This is a genomic window from Streptomyces sp. NBC_00503 (assembly GCF_036346895.1).
Taxonomy (GTDB): domain Bacteria; phylum Actinomycetota; class Actinomycetes; order Streptomycetales; family Streptomycetaceae; genus Streptomyces.
The window spans coordinates 6,155,618-6,176,397 of the sequence record NZ_CP107855.1 but is presented as its reverse complement, the minus strand read 5'-3'; the positions used below and the strand labels follow the sequence as shown (position 1 = coordinate 6,176,397).

At 72.3% G+C, this 20,780-nt stretch carries 20 protein-coding genes; 3 read left to right on the top strand and 17 right to left on the bottom strand.

Features of this window, described 5'->3' with window-relative positions:
• Positions 1–61: 61 nt before the first annotated feature.
• Both OG490_RS28425 and OG490_RS28420 read right to left on the bottom strand, forming a co-directional pair.
• Positions 62–2,653: a polynucleotide kinase-phosphatase gene (locus OG490_RS28425; RefSeq protein WP_330299107.1), complete on the bottom strand. Its 2,592-nt coding sequence runs from the start codon at positions 2,651–2,653 to the stop codon at positions 62–64.
• Positions 2,650–4,179, bottom strand: a complete 1,530-nt coding sequence (locus tag OG490_RS28420) for a 3' terminal RNA ribose 2'-O-methyltransferase Hen1 (RefSeq protein ID WP_330299106.1) — start codon at positions 4,177–4,179, stop codon at positions 2,650–2,652. The genes OG490_RS28425 and OG490_RS28420 overlap by 4 nt, the downstream gene beginning before the upstream one ends.
• A 92-nt stretch (positions 4,180–4,271) precedes the next feature.
• On the opposite strand from OG490_RS28420, the gene OG490_RS28415 reads away from it, so the two are divergent.
• A complete protein-coding gene (locus OG490_RS28415) occupies positions 4,272–4,517 on the top strand; it encodes a hypothetical protein (protein WP_330299105.1) in 246 nt (81 codons plus the stop codon).
• Here OG490_RS28415 and mmuM read toward each other — a convergent pair.
• The 3 genes from mmuM to OG490_RS28400 all read right to left on the bottom strand — a co-directional run bounded on the left by mmuM (position 4,514) and on the right by OG490_RS28400 (position 8,178).
• Positions 4,514–5,440, bottom strand: coding sequence for a homocysteine S-methyltransferase (gene mmuM / locus OG490_RS28410; RefSeq protein WP_443065887.1), 927 nt, complete (start codon positions 5,438–5,440; stop codon positions 4,514–4,516). The genes OG490_RS28415 and mmuM overlap by 4 nt on opposite strands.
• 16 nt (positions 5,441–5,456) lie before the next feature.
• On the bottom strand, positions 5,457–6,380 hold the full coding sequence (locus tag OG490_RS28405) for an LLM class F420-dependent oxidoreductase (RefSeq protein WP_330299104.1): 924 nt from the start codon (positions 6,378–6,380) through the stop codon (positions 5,457–5,459).
• A 76-nt stretch (positions 6,381–6,456) separates the two neighbouring features.
• On the bottom strand, positions 6,457–8,178 hold the full coding sequence (locus tag OG490_RS28400) for a recombinase family protein (protein WP_330301102.1): 1,722 nt from the start codon (positions 8,176–8,178) through the stop codon (positions 6,457–6,459).
• 293 nt (positions 8,179–8,471) lie between these two features.
• Here OG490_RS28400 and OG490_RS28395 point away from each other — a divergent pair, with 293 nt between their 5' ends.
• Positions 8,472–8,726: a hypothetical protein gene (locus tag OG490_RS28395; protein ID WP_330301202.1), complete on the top strand. Its 255-nt coding sequence runs from the start codon at positions 8,472–8,474 to the stop codon at positions 8,724–8,726.
• Positions 8,727–8,827: 101 nt separating this feature from the next.
• Here OG490_RS28395 and OG490_RS28390 read toward each other — a convergent pair whose 3' ends face one another.
• The 4 genes from OG490_RS28390 to OG490_RS28375 all read right to left on the bottom strand — a co-directional run bounded on the left by OG490_RS28390 (position 8,828) and on the right by OG490_RS28375 (position 11,541).
• Positions 8,828–9,313, bottom strand: coding sequence for a DUF6099 family protein (locus OG490_RS28390; RefSeq protein ID WP_330299103.1), 486 nt, complete (start codon positions 9,311–9,313; stop codon positions 8,828–8,830).
• Between the two features lie 122 nt (positions 9,314–9,435).
• The gene (locus tag OG490_RS28385; protein WP_330299102.1) at positions 9,436–9,828 is read right to left on the bottom strand and encodes a nucleotide pyrophosphohydrolase; all 393 of its coding nucleotides are present in this window, start codon (positions 9,826–9,828) and stop codon (positions 9,436–9,438) included.
• Positions 9,825–11,078, bottom strand: coding sequence for an ATP-binding protein (locus tag OG490_RS28380; protein WP_330299101.1), 1,254 nt, complete (start codon positions 11,076–11,078; stop codon positions 9,825–9,827). The genes OG490_RS28385 and OG490_RS28380 overlap by 4 nt, the downstream gene beginning before the upstream one ends.
• Positions 11,079–11,145: 67 nt before the next feature.
• The gene (locus tag OG490_RS28375) at positions 11,146–11,541 is read right to left on the bottom strand and encodes a cell division protein SepF (RefSeq protein ID WP_053691438.1); all 396 of its coding nucleotides are present in this window, start codon (positions 11,539–11,541) and stop codon (positions 11,146–11,148) included.
• Between the two features lie 198 nt (positions 11,542–11,739).
• Here OG490_RS28375 and OG490_RS28370 point away from each other — a divergent pair, with 198 nt between their 5' ends.
• Entirely contained in the window at positions 11,740–12,438 is a 699-nt protein-coding gene (locus OG490_RS28370; protein WP_330299100.1) for a DUF2470 domain-containing protein, read from the top strand.
• 52 nt (positions 12,439–12,490) lie between these two features.
• Here the strand turns inward: OG490_RS28370 and OG490_RS28365 are convergent, their stop codons facing one another.
• The 8 genes from OG490_RS28365 to OG490_RS28330 form a co-directional block, all read right to left on the bottom strand.
• On the bottom strand, positions 12,491–12,859 hold the full coding sequence (locus OG490_RS28365) for a ferredoxin family protein (RefSeq protein ID WP_330299099.1): 369 nt from the start codon (positions 12,857–12,859) through the stop codon (positions 12,491–12,493).
• On the bottom strand, positions 12,856–14,484 hold the full coding sequence (locus OG490_RS28360) for an FAD-binding protein (RefSeq protein WP_330299098.1): 1,629 nt from the start codon (positions 14,482–14,484) through the stop codon (positions 12,856–12,858). Before OG490_RS28360 ends, OG490_RS28365 begins: the two co-directional genes overlap by 4 nt.
• The gene (locus tag OG490_RS28355) at positions 14,481–15,842 is read right to left on the bottom strand and encodes an LLM class flavin-dependent oxidoreductase (RefSeq protein ID WP_330299097.1); all 1,362 of its coding nucleotides are present in this window, start codon (positions 15,840–15,842) and stop codon (positions 14,481–14,483) included. Before OG490_RS28355 ends, OG490_RS28360 begins: the two co-directional genes overlap by 4 nt.
• Before the next feature lie 85 nt (positions 15,843–15,927).
• Positions 15,928–16,866 (bottom strand): ABC transporter permease, encoded by a 939-nt coding sequence (locus OG490_RS28350; protein ID WP_330299096.1) that lies wholly within the window; start codon positions 16,864–16,866, stop codon positions 15,928–15,930.
• The gene (locus tag OG490_RS28345) at positions 16,863–17,693 is read right to left on the bottom strand and encodes an ABC transporter ATP-binding protein (RefSeq protein ID WP_330299095.1); all 831 of its coding nucleotides are present in this window, start codon (positions 17,691–17,693) and stop codon (positions 16,863–16,865) included. The genes OG490_RS28350 and OG490_RS28345 overlap by 4 nt, the downstream gene beginning before the upstream one ends.
• 12 nt (positions 17,694–17,705) lie before the next feature.
• Positions 17,706–18,737 carry an ABC transporter substrate-binding protein gene (locus tag OG490_RS28340; RefSeq protein ID WP_330299094.1) on the bottom strand — a complete coding sequence of 344 codons (1,032 nt, stop codon included), beginning with the start codon at positions 18,735–18,737 and terminating at the stop codon, positions 17,706–17,708.
• A gap of 55 nt (positions 18,738–18,792) precedes the next feature.
• On the bottom strand, positions 18,793–19,350 hold the full coding sequence (gene ssuE, locus OG490_RS28335) for an NADPH-dependent FMN reductase (RefSeq protein ID WP_330299093.1): 558 nt from the start codon (positions 19,348–19,350) through the stop codon (positions 18,793–18,795).
• A gap of 49 nt (positions 19,351–19,399) precedes the next feature.
• Positions 19,400–20,398, bottom strand: coding sequence for a TauD/TfdA dioxygenase family protein (locus OG490_RS28330; protein WP_330299092.1), 999 nt, complete (start codon positions 20,396–20,398; stop codon positions 19,400–19,402).
• Between the last annotated feature and the right edge of the window lie 382 nt (positions 20,399–20,780).

Sequence of the window (20,780 nt, the reverse complement as noted above, 5' to 3'; positions counted from 1 at the left end):
CGGTGAAAGTTCCCCCATACGACCTAATGACCGGCCGTACGGGGGCTCTTCCTTGACGCCGTCAGAGCCGCGGGTCCACCGGCTCCGACTCCAGCGCGAGGACGGCGAAGACCGCCTCGTGGACCCGCCACAGCGGCTCCTCGGCCGCCAGCCGGTCCAGGGACTCCAGCCCGAGCGCGTACTCGCGCAGGGCGAGCGAGCGCTTGTGCCCGAGGTGGCGCTGGCGCAGCCGCTCCAGGTGGTCCGGACGCGTGTACTCGGGACCGTAGATGATCCGCAGGTACTCGCGGCCGCGCACCTTCACCCCCGGCTGCACGAGGCGGCCCTTGCCGTCCTTGGCGTACGCCTGGAGCGGCTTGACGACCATGCCCTCGCCGCCGGCGGCCGTCAGCTCCAGCCACCAGTCGGTGCCCGCCCGTACGGAGGCCTCGTCGGCCGGGTCCACCAGGATCCGGCCGGTGCGGCGCAGCAGGCCCGTGCCGGAGGCCTCGTCGGCGGCGACGAGGCGGTCCAGCCAGAACAGCTGCTCGTCGTGGGGGACGGCCGCCAGCGAGCGCCCGGCCGCCGCCAGCAGCTGGAACGGGGCGAACCGTACGCCGTCCAGCCCGTCGGTGGTCCAGCAGTAACGCCGGTAGGCGTCGGTGAACTTCGCCGCGTCGGCGGCCCGCCCGCGCTGGCGCTCCAGGAGCTCCCCGGTGTCGATGCCCCGCCCGGCGGCGGCCGCCAGGGCGGCCAGCGCCTCGGAGAAGACGGCGCCGGAGGCCGCGCCCACGGCGGCGTACTGGCTGCGCAGCAGTCCGCCGGACTTCAGCGACCAGGGCAGCAGTTCGCCGTCGACGAGCAGCCAGTCGGTGTCCAGTTCCTCCCAGAGACCGGCGTCGGTGACGGCCGCCCGGAGCCGGGCGAGGACCTCCTCGGTGACCTCCGGATCCTTGAAGAAGGGCCGTCCGGTGCGGGTGTAGACGGAACCGGTGGGGCCGTCGACCCCGAACCGTGCGCGGGCCGCGTCGGCGTCCTTGCAGATCAGCACGGTGGCCCGGGAGCCCATGTGCTTCTCCTCGCAGACGACCTGCGCGATGCCGTCCTTGCGGTACTGCGCGAAGGCCTCGGCCGGGTGCTCCAGGTAGCCCTCTTCCACGGAGGTGGCGGTGGGCGCCATGGTCGGCGGGAGGTACGGGACCAGGCGCGGGTCCACGGCGAAGCGGCTCATCACCTCCAGGGCGGCGGCCGCGTTCTCCTCGCGCACGTTGACGTTGCCCAGGTGCCGGGTCTCGACGATCCGGCGGCCGTGGACGTCGGCCAGGTCGAGCGGGCGTCCGTCGTGGCCTCCCGGCGCCTCGGCGGCGAGCGGCTTGACCGGCTCGTACCAGACCTTCTCGGCCGGTACGTCGACCAGTTCGCGCTCGGGCCAGCGCAGGGCGGTCATCCTGCCGCCGAAGACGGCACCGGTGTCGAGGCAGATGGTGTTGTTGATCCAGCTGGTGTCCGGGACCGGGGTGTGGCCGTAGACGACCACGGCCTTGCCCCGGTAGTCCTCGGCCCACGGGTAGCGCACGGGCAGGCCGAACTCGTCGGTCTCGCCGGTGGTCTCCCCGTAGAGGGCGTGCGAGCGCACCCGGCCGGAGGTGCGGCCGTGGTACTTCTCGGGCAGACCGGCGTGGCAGACCACCAGCTTGCCGCCGTCGAGCACGTAGTGGCTGACGAGGCCCTGGATGAAGGTGCGGACCTCCCGCACGAACTCCTCCGGCTCGTGGCTCAGCTGCTCGATGGTCTCGGCGAGCCCGTGGGTCTGCTGGACCTTGGAGCCCTTGAGGTAACGGCCGAGCTTGTTCTCGTGGTTCCCGGGCACGCACAGGGCGTTGCCGGCCCCGACCATGCCCATCACGCGGCGCAGCACGCCGGGGCTGTCCGGGCCCCGGTCGACGAGGTCGCCGACGAAGACGGCGGTGCGGCCCTCGGGGTGGGCGCGGTGGTCGCCGTCCCGGTAGCCGAGCTTGTCGAGGAGGGTCTCCAGCTCGGAGGCGCAGCCGTGGATGTCGCCGATGATGTCGAAGGGACCGGTGAGGTGGGTGAGGTCGTTGAAGCGCTTCTCGAGCACCACCGCGGCCGAGTCGGCCTCCTCGGGCGTGCGCAGCACGTGCACCTTGCGGAAGCCCTCGCGCTCCAGCCCGCGCAGGGAGCGCCGCAGGTCGCGGCGGTGGCGCTGGATGACGGCCCGGGGCAGCTTCGCCCGCTCGGGGCGGGCCGCGTTGCGCTCGGCGCAGACCTCCTCGGGCATGTCGAGGACGATCGCGATGGGCAGGACGTCGTACTCGCGGGCGAGCTGGACCAGCTGCCGGCGGGATTCGGCCTGGACGCTGGTGGCGTCGATCACGGTGAGCCGGCCCGCGGCGAGGCGCTTGCCGGCGATGTAGTGCAGGACCTCGAAGGCGTCCTTGCTGGCGCTCTGGTCGTTCTCGTCGTCGGCGACGAGCCCCCGGCAGTAGTCGGAGGAGATGACCTCGGTGGCCTTGAAGTGCTTGCGGGCGAAGGTGGACTTGCCCGATCCGGTGGCCCCGATCAGCACGACGAGGGACAGGTCGGTGACGGGAAGTACGCGCCCCCGGTCGGTGCGGGTGCCGGTCTCGGTCTCGGTCCCGGTCTCGGTGGTCATGCTGCCTCGCCCTCCTTCGGGGTGTCGGTGGTGGCGGTGTCGGTGGCCGCCGTGGCTGTGGCGGCCGTGGCGGCGATGTCGGCGTCGGTGAGCTGGGTGAAGACGGCCATCTGGGTCGGCGGCCCGACCTCCGGGTCCTCGTCCCCCACGGGCACGTACGCGACGGCGTAGCCGTGCCGGGAGGCGACCTGGCCCGCCCAGGAGCGGAACTCCTCGCGGGTCCACTCGAAGCGGTGGTCGCCGTGCCGGACGTGCCCGGCGGGCAGGGACTCCCAGCGGACGTTGTACTCGACGTTCGGGGTGGTCACCAGGACCGTGCGCGGGCGGGCCGCGCCGAAGACCGCGTACTCCAGGGCGGGAAGCCGTTCCAGGTCCAGGTGCTCGATGACCTCGCTGAGCACGGCCGCGTCGTAGCCGGCGAGCCGCTTGTCCGTGTACGCGAGCGAGCCCTGCATCAGGCGGACGCGGGAGCTCTGCCGCTCCCCCATCCGCTCCAGCCGCAGCCGCTTCGCGGCGAGGTTCAGCGCCCGGATGGACACGTCCACTCCGACGATCTCGGTGTACGCCGGGTCCTTGAGCAGGGCCTGCACCAGCTGGCCCTGTCCGCAGCCCAGGTCGAGGACGCGGGCCGTGCCGGCGGTCCGGAGCGCGGCCAGGATCGCGTCGCGGCGCTTCACCGCGAGCGGCACGGGCCGCTCCTCCGTGTCCCGGGACTCGTCGACCGCATTGTCGAGCTCCTCGACCTCGCTGCCGTCGGCCTCGGCGAGGCGGACCAGCTCCAGGCGCTCCAGGGCGTCCTGGGTCAGCCGCTTGTGGCGGGCGAGGTAGCGGGAGGTGATCAGCCCGCTCTCCGGGTGCTCGGCGAGCCAGCCCTCTCCGGCGCGCATCAGCTTGTCCACCTCGTCGGCGGCGATCCAGTAGTGCTTGGCGTCGTCCAGCACGGGCAGCAGGACATACAGCCCGCGCAGGGCGTCGGCCAGGCGCAGCTCGCCCTCCAGGACGAGGCGCACGTACCGGGAGTCGCCCCACTCCGGGAACGTCTCGTCGAGCGGTACGGGCGTCACCTCCACGGAGTCCCAGCCCAGCGGGGCGAACAGTCGGCGCACCAGGTCCGGCCCGCCGCGTGCGGGCAGCGCCGGGATCTCCACGCGCAGCGGGCGGACCTCGTCGGGCAGCTCGGGGCGGTGGACGCACTCGCCCTTGAGCGCGGTGCGGAACACCCCGCTGAGCGCCACGGCCAGCAGGGACGAGGCGGCGTAGGGCCGGTCGTTGACGTACTGCGCGAGCGCCGCGTCGGGTGTGCCGCCCCGGCCCTTGCCCTGGCCGCGCCGCACGAGCGCGACGGGGTCCACCTCGAGGAGCAGGCCCGCCGTGCACCGCTCGGCCGTGGCTTCGGGGTAGAAGACGTGGGCGGTGCCGTGGGAGGTGGAGAACGCCTGCACCTTCCCGGGATGCTTGTGCAGCAGGAAGCCCAGGTCGGTGGCGGGTCGTTCGGGGGAACCGGTGGTGGAGATCGTCAGGAACACGTGATCGATTGTTCCTGGTCAGGACGGGCGGCCGCGCCCCATTTTCCACCGGCCCGTTTCCCCCCGGGCCCGGGTGCGCCTACCGTCGAAGCATGAGCGGCATCGTCGTCGTCTACGAGCTCGACCAGCGGGTCGCAGGGTCCGTCCTGCGGGTGCACGCCGCACCCACCGCCCCGGGAGCCGGCCCCGAGCGCGGCCCCCGGACCATGTGCGGCAAGGACACCTTCGCGATGGAGACGGCCGGCTGGAACCCCTCCGAGCACCCGGGCACCTGGTGCCCGCCGGACCACGCGGACCTGGCCTGCCCGGCCTGCGAGGCCGTGATGGGCGAGGACTAGGGAAAGCCGGCCGGACCGGCCAGCTCCGCGATGCGGGCCGGTCCGACCCGGCAGCAGCCGCCGATGAGGCGGGCTCCGGCACGGCGCCAGGCCTCCACGGGCCACGGCACCGGCGCGGGCGGGGAGCGCCAGGTCCCGGTGGCGGGCTCCCACACCGAGCCGTCGTTGGGGTAGGCCAGCAGCGGCTTGCTGGTGACGGACGCCGCCGCTTCGAGGGCCGGCAGCACATCGGCGGGGTCGCAGCAGTTGACCCCGACCGCGATGACCTGCGGGGATCCGGCGGCCAGCGCGAAGGCTCCGGCCAGCGGCCCGCCGGCCCGGGTCCGGCCACCGGCCACGGTGTAGCTGAGCCAGGCACGGGCTCCCGTCTCCGCGAGGACGCCGAGCAGGGCCTCGGCCTCCGTCTCGTCCGGGATGGTCTCCAGGGCCAGTACGTCGGGCCCGGCGGCGAGCAGCGCCTCGATCCTGGGGCGGTGGAAGGCCGCCAGCTCCCGCACGCTCAGCCCGTACCGGCCCCGGTACTCGGAGCCGTCCGCCAGCACCGCCCCGTAGGGGCCCACGGACGCGGCGACCCACACCTCGTGGTCCGCCTCCGCCCGGGCCGCGGCGTCGGCGAGGCGCACACTGCGCCGCAGCAGGGCGTTCGTGCGCGCCCGGCCGTAGCCGTGCCGGGCGAAGGGCTCGTAGCCCACCTGGTAGCTCGCGGTGATCAGCACCTCGGCGCCGGCCCGCGCGTACGCGGCGTGCGCGGCCGTCACCTGGTCCGGCCGCTCGGCGAGCACCCGGCCCGTCCAGAGCCCGCCGGACAGGTCGCAGCCCTGGTCGGCGAGCTGATTGCTCAGCCCGCCGTCCAGGAGCAGGGCCGCGTCGCCGGCGCCGCGGCCGGTCAGGGCCTCGGCCAGCGGTCCGGACGCCCGGGGCACGGTTCTCCCGCCTCCGTCAGCCGAGCTGGGACAGGACCCGGGCCGAGATCAGCTCCAGGTGGTCCAGGTCGTCGAGGTCGAGCAGCTGGAGGTACAGACGGGAGGAGCCGACGGCCTCGTACTCGCCGATCCGCTGCACCACCTCGGCCGGGGAGCCCGCCAGGCCGTTGGCCTTGAGCTCGTCCACGTCCCGGCCGATGGCGGCGGCCCGCCGGGCCACCTCGGCGTCGTCCTTGCCCACGCACACGACGAGGGCGTTGGAGTAGACGAGGTCGTCGGGCCCCCGTCCGGCTTCCTCGGCCGCCGCGCGGACCCGGCCGAACTGCCGCTCGCTGTCCGGGATCGAGGCGAAGGGCATGTTGAACTCGTCCGCGTACTGCGCGGCGAGGCGCGGCGTGCGCTTCGCGCCGTGGCCGCCGATCAGGACGGGGATCTTTGCCTGGGCGGGCTTGGGCAGCGCCGGGGAGTTCTCCACCTGGTAGTGGGTGCCCGCGTAGTCGAAGGAGGCGCCGATCTCGGTGGCCCACAGGCCGGTGACGATCGCCAGCTGCTCTTCCAGCCGGGCCAGGCGCTCCGCCGGGAAGGGGATGCCGTACGCCTTGTGCTCCTCCTCGAACCAGCCGGCGCCCAGACCCAGTTCGACGCGGCCGCCGGACATCTGGTCGACCTGGGCGACCTGGATGGCGAGCACGCCGGGCAGCCGGAAGGTGCCGGCCGTCATCAGCGTGCCCAGCCTGATCCGCTTGGTCTCGCGGGCCAGGCCGGCGAGGGTGATCCAGGCGTCCGTGGGGCCGGGCAGGCCGTCGGCCGATCCCATGCGCAGGTAGTGGTCGGAGCGGAAGAACGCTGCGAAGCGGAGTTCTTCCGTGGCCTTGGCGACGCGAAGCAGAGTCTCGTAACTCGCGCCCTGCTGGGGTTCAGTGAAGATCCTGAGTTCCATGACTCCATATTGCCCGTCCACCCCACAGACCCCGTCCCATGTGAGTGTGGAAGGGCCCGGCCCGTCGCGACGGCCCCTACTCCTCCGCGTCGTTCTCTGTCGGCCGCGTGGCCCAGACGAGGTCAATGCGGCCGTCCACGCGCTCCCTGTCGGTGCCAGCCTTCGACGCATTCGGGGCGATGGTGACGGCATCCACGAAAAGCCCCAGGAACGCACGCCGCTCGTCGACCTCCCACCGACCCCAGATGCCGCCCTCCGCGAGGGGGCCGCTGTCGGTGTCAATGAACCACTCGTCGAGCGGGAGGCGGGTGCTGACCGTTGCCGACGCCGTCAGCTCCGCGATACGGGCCGTGCAGGCCTGTTCGTGGGCCTGGTACTTCTGGATGGTGTCCTTGAATGCCTTCTTGCCGGCAGCGCCTTCGTAGAGGCCTTCAGCAGAGTCGTTGTACAGCGCTTCCATGCTGGCCTGCACATGGAGAAGTTGTGCTTCCTGCTCCCCCAGCTCGTCCGCAGCCTGCGGGTCGGATCCCTGTACCGCGAAACGCTCCGCTGCAGTCGAAAGCCACTCGACGTCGTCCGGGTCGGAGGGATCCAGGGCGCCGAGCCGGTCCCACACCCTCGAGGCCACGACGTCGTCAGCGTGACTCATGACGACCCGGAGGACGTGCTTCGGCTCGTCGCCAACCGTGCGGCGAAGGTTGCACACATAGGTCCCCTGCGCACGGGACACAGTCATTCCTGCATCGCAACGCCCGCAGTGGAGCATCCCCCACGACCCCAGGAGCGTCCGCTCGCCGGTCCGGTCTCGCTGCACGGTCCGTTTGCGCCCGTCCAAGGAGCGCTGGATGTCGTACCAGCGCTTGGGGGAGATGAACCCCGTATGCGGCGCCACAGGCTGCCCCTTGGCGTCGCGGAGAATGGCGCGCCGCTTGGTCTTGGGGTCCACAGGGCCGATGGCATAACCGGCCAGCCGCGGATCACGCAGGATCCGACCTACGACAGTGGGCGACCACTCGGCGTTGGCCCCGTCGGACGGCCCGCTCTTGCGGCTGCGTTGCGCGGCAGCGACGCGTGCCTGAGCGGTCTCCTCGTCCAGGCTGCCGTACGGCGTCCTGGCCCGCTCCTCCGTCAGCTCCGCAGCGATGGCGCTGGGGTTCTTCCCGTCTTCTGCCAAGTCGATGATGCGGGTCACCGTGTCGGCGGGAGTGCACTCGGGGCCAAGCTTCCTTTCCGTCTGCGGTCCCGGGCTCAGCACACGAATGGTCAGCCCGTCGACGTTGACCTGATCGGCAACGAATCCAAAGGGCACGGGGCCGCTGGAGTGCGAGCCCTTCGCATTGAGCTGAGCGAAGGCATCCTTGATGAACTTGCTCTTGTTCTTGCTCTCCTGGTGTGCGAGGCCGGCGATCAGAGCGAAGAAGGCGACACCGAACGGGTTGTCGTCGGAAGTGTTGATGAAGGGTTCTTGGGTGCTGACAAGTGCGACCCCGCACTTCGCCAACTCCTGTTGGATCTTGAGTGCTTCAGTCGCGCCCTGGCGGGTGAGCCGGGAGAGCATGTAGATCACGAGGACATCGAACTCACCCTTTCGGGCGTCCTCCAGCATCCGCTCAAAATCCGGACGGTAGACGTCAGGGTCGTAACCAGAGAGGCCGACGTCTTCGTAGTGCCCTGTGTGCGTCCACTCGGCCTGGCTGTTGACGAAGGCGATGCCGGTGTCCTTCTGCATCTTGGGAGATGCAGCGCTGTCACTCTCGCTCTTGTGGCTCTGTCGGCCGTACGTCCTGGCCCTGATCATGTCGGGGCTGCTGCCCCCCAGGGCGATTAGCTCCATGGGTAGATACGCTACTGGTTCCCAGAATGCGTCGAAGCCCAATGCGGAGATCCATGCTTCCTACCCTGCCCTTCCCGCCCCGGCCGGGTGAATCTGAGCCGGGCGGGCGGCCCGCCGCCGCCCCCGCCAGTGACCAGCCCGGACGGGGATCGTTTGCTCGGACGGAGCCGGACCGCCCGGCCCGCGCGCCGGCGGCCTTCGCCGGTGCGTCCACCGCCCCCTTCCGCCTCGGAAGGGCCAGGGCCGAGGAGGCCGCCATGTCCCAGGAGTCGGAGCCGGATCCCCACCGACAGGCCGGACAGACCGAGCAGACCGGGCAGGCAGCACACGACCACGCACGTCAGGAGCCCGCGGTACCCGCCCAGGGCGGCGCGCCGAAGGGGCTGCTGCAGCAGATGGAAGAGCTGATGGCGGCGCTGAACGCCGACCTCTCGCAGCTCGACGCCGACCTCCAGTCCTCCACGGACCGCGCGCCGCAGAGCGAGCAGCGTCCGTCCTCCTGGTCGTACTGACCGCACGGGTCCCGCCGCACGCGGCGGGACCCCACCTCGGCGCCAGGACTCAGCACACGGGCCCGGTACCAGGACCCAGCACCCGGGCCCGGCGCCCGGGCTCAGGCCACCCCGGACGCGGAGCCGCGCTCGCGCACGGTCATCCGGCGCAGGATCGCCCGTACCCGGTCGCTCGATTCGTCGGCCGCGTCTATCGACTCTATGCACTGCCAGTACAGACCTTCGTCGTCCGTACCGCAGGCCACCCCGACGAGCGCTATGCCCACTTCGCCCAGGAGCGCCTGGAGCCCGAGCAGCGCCTGTCGCGCATCCGTCACTTCCGTCAACTGCGCCGCCCGCGGCGGAAGATCGGGCGCATAGCCCTCTCCGCGCAATGCCGCCCGGTCGAGCACCCCGCAGCCTCTGCCCCCCGCTTCGCCCAGCCCCCGTGCCTCCGATCTCAGCTCCGGCGGCCCGGTGACCGCCAGCCAGCTCCCTATCCCCTGCGCGAGCGCCTGTGCCTGCCAGGCCTCGCCCACGATGTCCCACGCAGCCCCGCTCTGTGCCAGCGCGTGCCGGCCGGCTGCGATGAGCCGTACCGCATCCATATGCCGTCCCCCGTCCGCACGACATCCGCCGTTCTCACCACTACCCAGAGTGAGGGCAACGGGCGCGTAAAGCCAGGGGTATTCGGAAATTGTGGACACAAACATGGTTGTGAATAACGCCATCACTCCGAAGAGTGACGGTCAGCCGTCGGAGCACCCTCGACCGGGAAGCGCAGCTCGTTCCGCTCGATCTTCGCGGCGAGCGCATCCAGCACATCAACCCCGAGAACCTCACAGAACTGCAGGAGATAGGCAAGCACATCGGCCACCTCGTCGGCCACCCTGTGCGCGCTTTCCGGCGTTTCCATGACCTTTGCCGACTGTTCCGGCGTCAGCCACTGGAAGATCTCGACCAGTTCGGACGCCTCCACGCTCAGCGCCACCGCCAGGTTCTTGGGGGTGTGGTACGGCTCCCACCCGCGCGCCGCCGCGAACTCGGCGAGCCGCCGCTGGAGTCGCCCCAGCCGCTCGCCGTCCCCTTCACCGTCCTGCTTCCTGCTCTGCTCCTCGTTCATGGCCCAAGGTCTACCACCGAGACGCCCTCCATCTCCCGGGCGGCCTCCGCGCAGGCCTCGCCGGCCGAGGCCGCCAGGCGGACCTGGCCGCGCCCGCAGGCCAGTACGGCCAGCCGCAGCAGTTCGGCGCTCTGGCGGCGGTCCAGGTCCCGGTCGAACCCGTCGGCGAGGACCGTCATGGTCTGGCGCGCGGACAGCATCTCGGCGGGCTGGTCCATGTCCAGCACTCCCGGCCCGGTCAGCAGGACCAGCGCGAGGGCGAGGAAGCGCAGTTCGCCCGCGCCGAGCCGGGCCAGTTCGGTCGCGGGCCGGTCGGGGCCCCGGTCGAGCAGGCCGGTGACCGGGCCGCCCTCGGGGGCCCGCACCTCCAGCCCGGCCACCCACCCCGCGCACCCGCCGCGGGCGGCTTCGGTCAGCAGTCCGTAGCGGGTGCCGCACTCCAGGCGGGTCCGGCGCAGCACGTCGGCCAGGTTGCCGCAGTCCCCCCGCAGCCGGCCCTCCCCCGGCCCGGCCGGTTCCCGCATCCGCTCCGGGCGGGGGTCGCAGGGGAACACCGAGCGCAGCGCGACCACCACTTGCTCGGCGGCGGCGAGCACCCGCCGCTGCCCGTCCGTGGCTCCGGCCACGCGCAGCGGGAGCAGGGCGGTGCCGAGCCGGTCGTCGGGCAGCGGGGCCCTGGTGACCCCGGTGGCCCCACCGGTCAGCCAGGCCGCCTGGACGGACCGTCGTCCGGGGTCGCGCAGGGCGGTGCTGAGCAGGATCTGCCCGTCCACCGAGAGCCGTTCGCCGACGATCCGCAGCGCGGGCTCCGCTTGTACGGCGAGGTCGAGCCGGACCGGGCCGGCGGGTCCGTCGACGGTGCAGCCGATCCTGAACCCCCGGCGCTGCTCGGTGTCGGGCACCGCCAGATCCGGGATCCGGGCGCGCGGTTCGGGGAACACCTCGTCCAGCGTGGCCCCGGCGCCGAGCGCGGCCAGCGCCGCGTAGGCCTCCAGGGCCTGTGATTTGCCGCTGCCGCTGGGCCCGGTGAAGAGGGTGACGGGCCCCAGCGCGAACCGGGCCCCGCGGTGCACCCCGTAGGCGGACAGCCGTAATTCGGTGACCGCGGGCCTCAGGTGCGGCCCGCCGGAGGCACCGGAGACACCGGAGGCGCGGGAGGCCCTGGAGGCGGCAGGCGCGCCGGGAGCGTCGAAGGCTTCGGGGGCGACGGGGGCGGGAGCGGCGGAGGCAGCGGCCGGAGGCGGGGTCATGCGCGGGACGGTACGGCCCGCCGGGCCCCCCATGGGTCCGGTGAACCGTTCCGCCCGCGGGACCTTCCTACGATCGGGGGACGGCCGCGGCCGCGATCCCCTCCACCTCGGTCCCGACGGGCGCCAGCAGGAAGACGTTCCGGTCGACCCGGTGCATCCCGCTGCCCAGCCCGAAGACCACGCCGCTGCTGAAGTCCAGGATCCGCTTGGCCACTTCGCTGTCCGCGCCCGTGAGGTCCAGGAGCACCGGGATCTGCGCGATCAGGTACTCCGCCACCTCCCGCGCGTCCGCGAAGACCTGGACCCGGATCACCACGAAGCGCCGCTGCTCCGCCGCGGATGCTCCGGGCGCCGTGGGGATCGTGCGGTGGTCCACCCGGGAGGGCCATTCGTTGCGACTGCGCAGGGGTACGACCTGCGCGAGCCCCTCCCACTGTTCGTCGGTGACGTCGTACCTGCTCACCAGGCCGCCTCGGCCTTGCGCTTCATGTGCATCCCCCCATCCTCTCTCGTTTCACCCGTTCAGCCCAACACCGACACGAGGCACCCGGCCCGCCTTCGTGGACTACCCCGCACCCTCCGAATAAGTTAGGTTAGGCATGCCTAAGTAAGACGCCCAGGCAAGCAGCGCACCGCCACTCGGGACGACGGAGAGATCCTCATGCACCTGCCCATGCCCACCGACGCCGAGCGAGTCCGGTCCATCCTGACTGCCGCCCACTCCATGACCGTCGTCACCGACGGGCAGCGCACCGAGATCCGCCACCTGGACGGCACCGACCCCCTCGGGCGGCTGCACCTGCACCCCGCCGAACCGGGCGGCCACGCCGAGCACCGGCCCGCGATCCGCATGGAGTTCACCGACATCGCGCCCACCCCCGTACGGGACCGCGTGCGGGCCCGCGTCACGCTGCTCGGGCACCTCCTGACCCCGTACGCGGACGAGAGCGCCGACTCCACCTGCGTGGAATTCGGCCGCGCCGTCCTCGAGACCTACGACGGCGTCCGCTCGTACGTGGGCCTCGAAGAGCTGGACGCGGCCTGCCCCGACCCGCTCGCCCCCTACGAAGCCGGCATGCTCACCCACCTCGTCGACGACCACGCCGAACTCGTCACCCTCCTCCTGCGCCTGGTCCGGCCCCAGGACGGGCCCCCGGCCCCGTCCGCCGTCCTGCGCGCGCTGCCCGTCGCGATGGACCGCTACGGCATCACCCTGCGGCTGGAGGAGCGGTGCGGCCACCGCGACGTGCGGCTCCCCTTCCCCTCCCCGCTCGACGACGTGGAGCAGTCCGGGGCGCAGATCCAGGCCCTGTTCAGCGCGGCCCGCCGCCGCTCCCACCGCAACACGCTGCCCGCCTGAGCCTCTCCACCGCCGCCGAGCACGGCGGGCCGCACCCGCCACGGCACGGGGCTCAGGAGGTGATCGGCAGGGCGGCACTCCGGTCGCCCACCGGTCCGAGCTGCGGGCCGACCGCCCGCAGCGCACCCGGGGTGCGCCCCTGCCCCCAGCCGATCTCCCGCCGGTAGCTGCCGAGCAGCCCGCGGCCGACGAGCCCGGCCTCGTCCCGTACGGCCGGGTCCTCGGGCAGCGGGCGGGTCAGCGGGGACACGAACAGGGCGTCCACCGGGCAGTTGGCCTCGCACAGGAAGCAGGTCTGGCAGTCCTGCTGCCGGGCCAGCACGGGGATCCCCTCTGGTCCCCTTTCGAAGACGTCGGTCGGGCACACCTCCACGCACTTGTCGCAGGCGATGCACCGCTCGGCCGAGACCAGTTCGATCACGCCGCCACCCCCTTGCGGCCGGCCGCCGCCGGGACCGTACGCGTCCACACCCGGTCGAGTCCCCCGGTCACGATCCGGTGGTGCTGCGCCGGGTCCTCCTGCGGATGGTCGAGCCGGCGGGCCATGCCGCGGCTCTCGGTGCGGGCCAGCGCGGAGGCGTACATCCAGCGGGCGTGCGCCGTCATGGCCGCGGCCTGCCGGGCCTTGACCAGACCGGCGCCCTCGCCGCGCAGGGAGCCGCGCAGCTGCGCCCAGGCCCCGTCGAGCGTGGCGAGGGACGCGGCGAGGACATCGCCGTGCCGCAGGTAGTTCTTGTCGTACGGCAGCACTTCGTCCTGGACGAGCCGTACGAGTTCTCCGGTGTCCCGGTGTCCGTGGACGGACCCGGTGCCCCCCGTCGGGCGGAGCCCCGCCCCGCCCGCCCCGGTGACCGGGCGGCAGGCGGCCCGCCCCGAGGCGAGGGAGCGGGAGAACCGGGCCGCCCCGGCCCCCGCCCAACTGCCGGAGGACATCGCCCAGGCGGCGTTGTGACTGCCGCCTCCGGTGAATCCCCCACAGATCTCCTCGCGGGTGGCCGCGTCCCCGGCGGCGTACAGCCCGGGGACCGCGGTGGCGCAGTCGTCCCCGGTGATCCGGATCCCGCCGGTGCCGCGCACGGTCCCCTCGGCCAGCAGCGTGATGGCGAAGCGGTCGGTGAACGGGTTGATGCCGAGCCGGTCGAAGGTGAGGAAGAAGTTCGGCTGCGCGCGCCGCATCGCGGCCCGGGCACCGGCGTCGGCCCGGTCCAGGCGGGCGTGCACCTTGCCTCCGTCGAGGAGCGCGCGGGCGATGACGGAGCGGCCGCCGAGGCTGGCGGCCCCCTCCAGGAGGCTGCCGTCCTCGCGGTAGAAGGTGGCGAAGGTGTAGAAGGCCGTCTTGGTCACGGACGTGCCCTCGGGGGCGATCCCGTAGGAGTTCGAGAACTCCATCCCGGACAGTTCGGCCCCGGCCTCGGCGGCCAGGAGCGCCCCGTCCCCGGTGTTGGTGTTGGTGCCGAGCGCGCCGCTGAGGAAGGCGCAGCCGCCGGTGGCGATCACCACGGCCCCGGCCAGCACCCGGTAGTGCTCGCGGGCCTGGCGCCGGTAGCCGGCGGCTCCCGCGACGGCTCCGTCCGCGTCGGTGAGCAGCTCGGTGACCGGGCTGTGGTCGAGGATCCGGACCCCGGCGCGGCGGATCCGGATGCGCATGCGGCGCATGTACTCCGGACCCTGGAGGCCGTTGCGCAGGGGCTGCCCGTCGGGACCGGCCGGGAAGGGGTAGCGGACCTCGGTGGCCAGCTCGTTCATCCGGTCGTACGTCTCGTCGAGGACCCGGGACATCCAGCGCCGGTCGGCCAGGTACCCGCCGAGCCCCTCGCGGCTGGCCATGGCGGCCTCACGGGCGGCGGGCTCGGGCGGGACGTACCAGACGCCGGTGCCGCCGGCGGCGGTCGCTCCGCTGGTGCCGCAGTAGCCCTTGTCGGCGAGGACCACCGAGGCCCCGGCCCGGGCCGCCTTGAGGGCGGCCCAGGTGGCGGCGGGTCCGCCGCCGACGACGAGCACGTCGGCGAGGTGGTCGGTGGGGCGGTCGGCGGCGCGCTCGCTCACGCCCCGGCTCCGACCGCCGCTGCCGCCGTAGCCGCGGCCGTCGCGTAGCGGTTGGCGGGGCGGGCCAGCCCGTAGTTCTCGCGCAGGGTTCCGCCGGTGTACTCGGTGCGGAAGAGGCCGCGCCGCTGGAGGATCGGCACGACGTGGTCGACGAAGTCGGTGAGGCCGGTGGGCAGGACGGGCGCCATGATGTTGAACCCGTCGGCGGCTCCCTGCGTGAACCACTCCTCGAGCTGGTCGGCGATCTGCTCGGGCGTCCCGGCGAAGACCCGGTGGCCGCGGCCGGCGCCGAGCCGGGCGATCAGCTCGCGCAGGGTCAGGCCGTCGCGGCGGGCGAGTTCGGCGACGAGCGTGAACCGGCTCTTGTTGCCGTTGACGTCCCGCTCCTCGGGCAGTTCGGGCAGCCCGCCGTCGAGGGGCAGCCCGGTGAGGTCCACGTTCAGCATGTTGGAGAGCTGCGCGAGACCGTACTCCGGCACCTGGAGGTCGGTGAGCTGCTGCTCCAGGGCCTTCGCCTCGGCCTCGGTGGAGCCGATGACGGGGGCTATGCCGGGCAGGACGAGCAGCTGGTCCTCGGTGCGGCCGTACTTGGCCAGCCGGGACTTGAGGTCCTTGTAGAAGGTCTGGCCGTCGGCGAGGGTCTGCTGGGCGGTGAAGACGGCCTCGGCGTACTGGGCGGCGAACTCCTTGCCGTCCTCCGAGGACCCGGCCTGGACGAGGAGCGGGTGGCCCTGCGGGGAGCGCGGGACGTTGAGCGGGCCGGCGACGCCGAAGTGCTCTCCGCGGTGCGCGGCGGGGTGGAGCTTGTCGGTGTCGGCGTAGATGCCGGCTTCCTTGTCCAGGACGATCGCGTCGTCCTCCCAGCTGTCCCAGAGCTTGGTGGCCACGTCGAGGAACTCGCGGGCCCGCTCGTAGCGGACGCTGTGCTCCAGGTGCTCGTCCCGGTTGAAGTTGCGGGCCTCGTCGACGCTGCCTGAGGTGACGATGTTCCAGCCGGCGCGGCCGCCGCTGATGTGGTCGAGGGAGGCGAACTTCCTGGCGGTGTTGAAGGGTTCGTTGAAGGTGGTGGAGACGGTGGCGATGAGCCCGATGTGCTCGGTGACGGCGGCGATCGCGGAGAGCAGCGTGAGCGGCTCGAACCCGCCGACGGCGTTGTAGCGGGCCTTGCCCCAGAGGGCGACCCCGTCGGCGAAGAAGATCGAGTCGAGCCGCCCGCGTTCGGCGGTGCGGGCCAGGTCCTGGAAGTAGCGCAGGTCGGTGACGCGCTCGGGGGTGCTGTCCGGGTGGCGCCAGGCGGCGTCGTGGTGTCCGGCGTTCATGAGGAAGGCGTTGAGGTGGAGGGTCCGGGGTGCAGTCATTTTCTTCGTCCTCGGTGAAGTCGTCAGTCGTCAGTCGTAAGGGTTCGGCGGGCGGATCGGGCCGCCGGTCAAGGCGGGCCGCCGGTCAGGACGGAACCCGCCAGAGGCTCAGGCGGCGTTCCACCGCGACGAGGAGCTGGTTGAAGGCCAAGCCGATCGCGGAGATCGTGACGATGCCGGCGTACATCTGCGGGATCGCGAAGTTGAACTGCGAGGCGTTGATCAGGTAGCCGAGCCCGGCCTTGGCGCCGATCATCTCGGCGGCCACCAGGACCAGGATGGACACCGCTCCGGCCAGCCGGATCCCGGTGAAGATGGCGGGCACCGACGCGGGCAGGATCACCTTCTGGAACAGCCTGGGCGTGGACAGGTCCATCGACCGCGCCAGTCTCACGAGCGTCGGATCGGCGTTGCCGACGGCGCTGATGGTGTTGAGCAGGATCGGCCAGACGCAGGCGTACACGACGATCGAGATCTTCGAGGTCTCCCCGATGCCCAGCAGCAGTACGAACACCGGCAGCAGCGCCAGCGCCGCCGTGTTGCGGAAGACCTCCAGCAGCGGTCCGAGCAGCAGGGCCACCGGCCGGTACCAGCCGATCAGCAGCCCGAGCGGGACCGCGACCGCCACCGCGATGCCGAAGCCGCCGAACGAGCGGACCAGGCTGGCCTGGGTGTGCTCGGCGAGCTGTCCGTCGCCGAGCAGCTCCCACCAGGCCTTGGCGACCTCGCTGACCGGCGGCAGGAACGTGGCGTCGACCAGTCCCAGCCTGGGCGCCGTCTCCCACACCGCGAGCAGGACGAGGATCGCCGCCGAGCGCAGTGCCACGGCTCGCAGCGCGTGCAGGAGGCGCAGGGCCGGGGCGGGGATCGAAGTCGTCGCCGACGCCGGAGACCGGGTCGGGCCCTTGGTCTCCGAGGGCGCAGGGCTTCGTACGGCTGTGTCCGTATTCTCTGTTGCCGCGTCATTTTCTGTTGCCGCGTCCGCCGGTGCTTGCGCGGTCGTCTCCACCACGGTGCTGCTCATACGGTGGCCTCCTCCTTCTCCAGTTGCTGGGCGCGGGCCACCTCGTCGTGGAGCAGGGTCCAGATCTCGTGGCGGTAGCGGGCGAACTCCGGGCTGGACCGCAGGTCTTCGCCGGTCGCCCCGGCGGACCGGTCGCCGAAGGACACCGGGACGACCTCCTTGACCCGTCCGGGGCGGGAGGTGATGACGGCCACCCGCTGCCCGAGGTAGACGGCTTCCTCGATGCCGTGCGTGATGAACACGACGGTCTTGCCGGTGCTCTGCCAGATGCGGCGCAGCTCGTCCTGGAGGGACTCGCGGGTCTGAGCGTCGAGCGCGGCGAAGGGTTCGTCCATCAGCAGGACGTCCGGGTCGTACGCGAGGGAGCGCGCGATGGCGACCCGCTGGCGCATGCCTCCGGACAGCTCGTGCGGGTGCCGGTCCTCGAAGCCGGTGAGTCCGACGAGGTCCAGGAACTCACGGGCCCGTGCGGTGCGTTGGCGGCGCGGGACGCCGGTGGCCTCCAGGCCGAATTCGATGTTGCCGAGCGCGGTGCGCCAGGGCAGCAGCGCGTACTGCTGGAAGACGATGCCCCGGTCCAGCCCCGGCCCGGTGACCGGCTTGCCGTCGAGCAGGATCCGGCCGGTCGTGGGGCGGGTCAGGCCGCCGAGCAGGTCGAGGAGGGTGGACTTGCCGCAGCCGCTGGGGCCGACGACGACCACGAACTCCCCCGCCTCGATCTCCAGGTCGATGCCGTCGAGGGCGGTGAACTCCCCCTTGTCCCTGCGGCCCTTCTTGTCCTTCGTCGGGAAGGTCTTCGTCACGGAGTCGAACACGATCTTCGCCATGGCCGCGCCCCCTCAGCCCTTGCCCTGGTCGTTGAACTCGTTGGTGTAGAGGTCGCCCGGCTTGAGCAGGCCCTTCTTGATCTCGCCGCGCTCGCCCAGCCAGTCGATCCACAGCTGGAATTCTTTGTCCGCGATCCGGCCGCCGGTCTCGGCCACCCCGAACGAGCGCCAGTACTGCAGGGTCGTGGTGTCCTCGTTGCGGCCGCGCTTCTTGACGATCTCGGTCATCCGGGCGATGACCTCCTCGCGCGGGGTGGTGCGGGACCATTCGATGGCCTTGCCGACACCGGTGGTGAAGGTCCGTACTGTGTCCGGGTTCTCCTTGATGAACCGCTGGGTCATCACGTACGAGCCGGCGCTGAAGGAGCCGAGCAGTTCGAAGTCCTTGAACAGCGGGCGGATGCCGCCGGCCGTGAGCGCTTTGTCCCGCAGGACCCCGCTGAGCACGCCGACCTCGATCTGTCTTTGCCGCAGCGCCTGTTCGGTGTTGACGGGCGGTACGACGAGGGACTCGACCTTGGCGGCCTCGGCCTTGGGGACCCCGTTGCGCTCCAGGTAGATGTCCAGCAGGGCCTGGGCGTGGGCGCCCAGGGTGTTCATGCCGACCTTCTTGCCGATGAGGTCGCGGGCGGAGCGGATCGGGCTGTCCTCCAGGACGTAGTACCCGAGGTACGTGTCCTTGTCGGAGCCGTAGTAGGAGGTGACGGCCTTGATCTGGGCCTTGCTCGCGGCGAGTTTGACGATCGCTCCGTTGAAGGCGCCGCCGAAGTGGGTCTGTCCGGTGGCGGCGGACTGGATGTCCTGCGGTCCGCTGATGGTGTTGCCGACCCAGTCCAGGGTGAGGTCTCCGAGGTAGCCGAGATCGGCGGCGAGTTCGGGGAGCGTGACCGAGCCGACGGCGCCCTGGTACTTCAAGGACGTGACCTGGCTGCCGCGGGCGCCGGTGGCGGTGGCCGTCCCGCAGCTCACCGCAGCCGCCGAAATGCCGAGCAGGGTGAGGAACTGGCGTCGGGAAGTGCGGGTCGTGGTGAAAGCTGCGGGCATGACGATTCCTTGTCGATCCGGTCCGGCGGGTCTGGCGGGTGGTTCCGTACGAGGTTCAGTGCGCGGTGGTGAGGGCGGCGGACTCGGCCGCGCGCAGGGCGTCGGCGAACTCGTCGACGGCCTGGAAGAGGTCCAGCTCCGCCTCGGGCCGCAGCCGGTCGGGGCCTGCCCCGCGCTCGACGGAGGAGTCGAGGACGAAGCGGCCGGCGGTGACGTGCCGGGCACCGAGGGCGGTGAGGACCGGGCGCAGCGCGTAGTCGATGGTCAGGACGTGGGCGAGGCTGCCGCCCGTGGCCAGCGGCAGGACGGTCTTCCCGGCCAGCCCGTCCTGCGGGAGCAGGTCGAGGAAGGCCTTGAGCAGCCCGGTGTACGAGGCCTTGTAGACGGGGGTCGCGATGACTATCCCGTCGGCTTCGGCGACGGCTTCGAGGGCCCGGCGGATCTCCGGCTCGCCGCGGCGGGCGGAGAGCAGGTCGGCGGCGGGGAGCTCGCGGACGGCGAGGTGGGCGGTGTCGAAGCCGGCGTGGTTCAGGCGGCGCAGCACGTGGTCGGCGACGACGGCGGTGCGGGAGTTGGTGGAGGGGCTGCCGGTGAGGGCGAGCAGCTTGGGCACGGAACGCTCCTTGGGTGGCGGGGACTGCGGGGGGGGCCGGACGGGTCGGTCAGGCGACGGTGACGTCGACGAGGGCCTCGGCGTCGGCGTCGGCGTCGGCGTCGGCTTCGGCTTCGGCGTCGCGGGATGCTCCCGACGCGATGCCGAAGGACGGTGCGGGGACGGCCTCCGGGCTGATCAGCCGGGACGGGACCCCGTCCGGGCCGACCGGGACGTCGCCGTCGACCGTCACGCGGCGCAGGGTGCGCTCGTGGTCGTCGGAGTCGTCGACCCCGTAGTGCTGGGTGGCGCGGTTGTCCCAGATCGCGACGTCACCGGTCTGCCACTGCCAGCGGACGGTGTTCTCGGGGAGCTCGATGTGGGCCTGGAAGAGCTCCTGGAGGAGGCGCGAGTCGCGGCCGGTGAGTCCGTTGATCCGCTGGACGAAGTTGCCGAGCAGCAGGGTGCGTTCGCCGGTCTCGGGGTGGACGCGGACCACCGGGTGCTCGGTGAGGAACTTGGTGGAGGTGAAGACCTCGCGGTACTGGGCGAGCGCCTCGGGGAGCGCTTCGGGCTTCAGTGCCGCGTAGTCGTACTCGTTGGAGTGCAGGGCGCGCAGGCTGTCGGCCAGGACGCGCAGCGGCTCCGGGAGGTGGGCGTACGCGGTGGCCGTGTTGGCCCACAGGGTGTCGCCCCCGTACGGGGGGATGGTGACGGCGCGCAGGATGGAGAAGGCGGGGTAGGCGGGGACGAAGGTGACGTCCGTGTGCCACTGGTTGGCGCGCGCTCCGTGGTGGGAGTCGATGCCGAGGGCGTAACGCCCGTCCGCGGAGGGGACGGTGGGGTGCGCGACGGGTGCGCCGAGCAGCTGGGCGAAGGCCTCGTGCCCGGCCTCGTCGAGGTGGTCCTGGCCCCGGAAGAAGACGACCTTGTGGGTGAGGAGCGCGGCCCGGATCCCGGCGACGGTGCCGGCTCCGAGCTCGCCGCCGAGGCGGACCCCGCCGATCTCGGCGCCGATCCGGCCGCCGATCCTGGTCACGGTGAGGTCGGTGCGGGTGGCAGTGGTCATGATGGCTCCTTGGGTGTTTCCGCGGCGGAAGGGCGGGAGACGGCGGGGCGGGCAGGCCGTGGGCTGGCGCCCAACCGGACAGGGCAAGGCTGTGGCGGAGGCGGTGGCCGGTGACGGTCGGGCTACTGACGGCGGGGCGAAGGACGGCGCGCACCGGCGAGCGGTGGACGCCGGGCCAGCAGTCACGAGCGGCGGACCAGGGGCGACGCAGGACCGACGGCGGTCGGCGCACGGCCGGCGGCAGCGGGCGGCGGCGGGCACCGGCGGTCCCTGGACGGGACGGCCTGGAGCCCGGAGGCCGTCAGCAGCCGTGATCGGCGGGAAGGGCGCTTCGGATCAGAAGAGGCGCGGGGCCGGACAGCGGCCCTGACACTCGCCCGGC

Coding starts and splice junctions, on each gene's coding strand:
- OG490_RS28425 (WP_330299107.1), bottom strand. CDS start 2,653: ATGACCACCGAGACCGGGACCGAGACCGAGACCGGCACCCGCACCGAC.
- OG490_RS28415 (WP_330299105.1), top strand. CDS start 4,272: ATGAGCGGCATCGTCGTCGTCTACGAGCTCGACCAGCGGGTCGCAGGG.
- OG490_RS28405 (WP_330299104.1), bottom strand. CDS start 6,380: ATGGAACTCAGGATCTTCACTGAACCCCAGCAGGGCGCGAGTTACGAG.
- OG490_RS28400 (WP_330301102.1), bottom strand. CDS start 8,178: ATGATCAGGGCCAGGACGTACGGCCGACAGAGCCACAAGAGCGAGAGT.
- OG490_RS28395 (WP_330301202.1), top strand. CDS start 8,472: ATGTCCCAGGAGTCGGAGCCGGATCCCCACCGACAGGCCGGACAGACC.
- OG490_RS28390 (WP_330299103.1), bottom strand. CDS start 9,313: ATGGATGCGGTACGGCTCATCGCAGCCGGCCGGCACGCGCTGGCACAG.
- OG490_RS28385 (WP_330299102.1), bottom strand. CDS start 9,828: ATGAACGAGGAGCAGAGCAGGAAGCAGGACGGTGAAGGGGACGGCGAG.
- OG490_RS28380 (WP_330299101.1), bottom strand. CDS start 11,078: ATGACCCCGCCTCCGGCCGCTGCCTCCGCCGCTCCCGCCCCCGTCGCC.
- OG490_RS28370 (WP_330299100.1), top strand. CDS start 11,740: ATGCACCTGCCCATGCCCACCGACGCCGAGCGAGTCCGGTCCATCCTG.
- OG490_RS28355 (WP_330299097.1), bottom strand. CDS start 15,842: ATGACTGCACCCCGGACCCTCCACCTCAACGCCTTCCTCATGAACGCC.
- OG490_RS28350 (WP_330299096.1), bottom strand. CDS start 16,866: ATGAGCAGCACCGTGGTGGAGACGACCGCGCAAGCACCGGCGGACGCG.
- OG490_RS28345 (WP_330299095.1), bottom strand. CDS start 17,693: ATGGCGAAGATCGTGTTCGACTCCGTGACGAAGACCTTCCCGACGAAG.
- OG490_RS28340 (WP_330299094.1), bottom strand. CDS start 18,737: ATGCCCGCAGCTTTCACCACGACCCGCACTTCCCGACGCCAGTTCCTC.
- OG490_RS28330 (WP_330299092.1), bottom strand. CDS start 20,398: ATGACCACTGCCACCCGCACCGACCTCACCGTGACCAGGATCGGCGGC.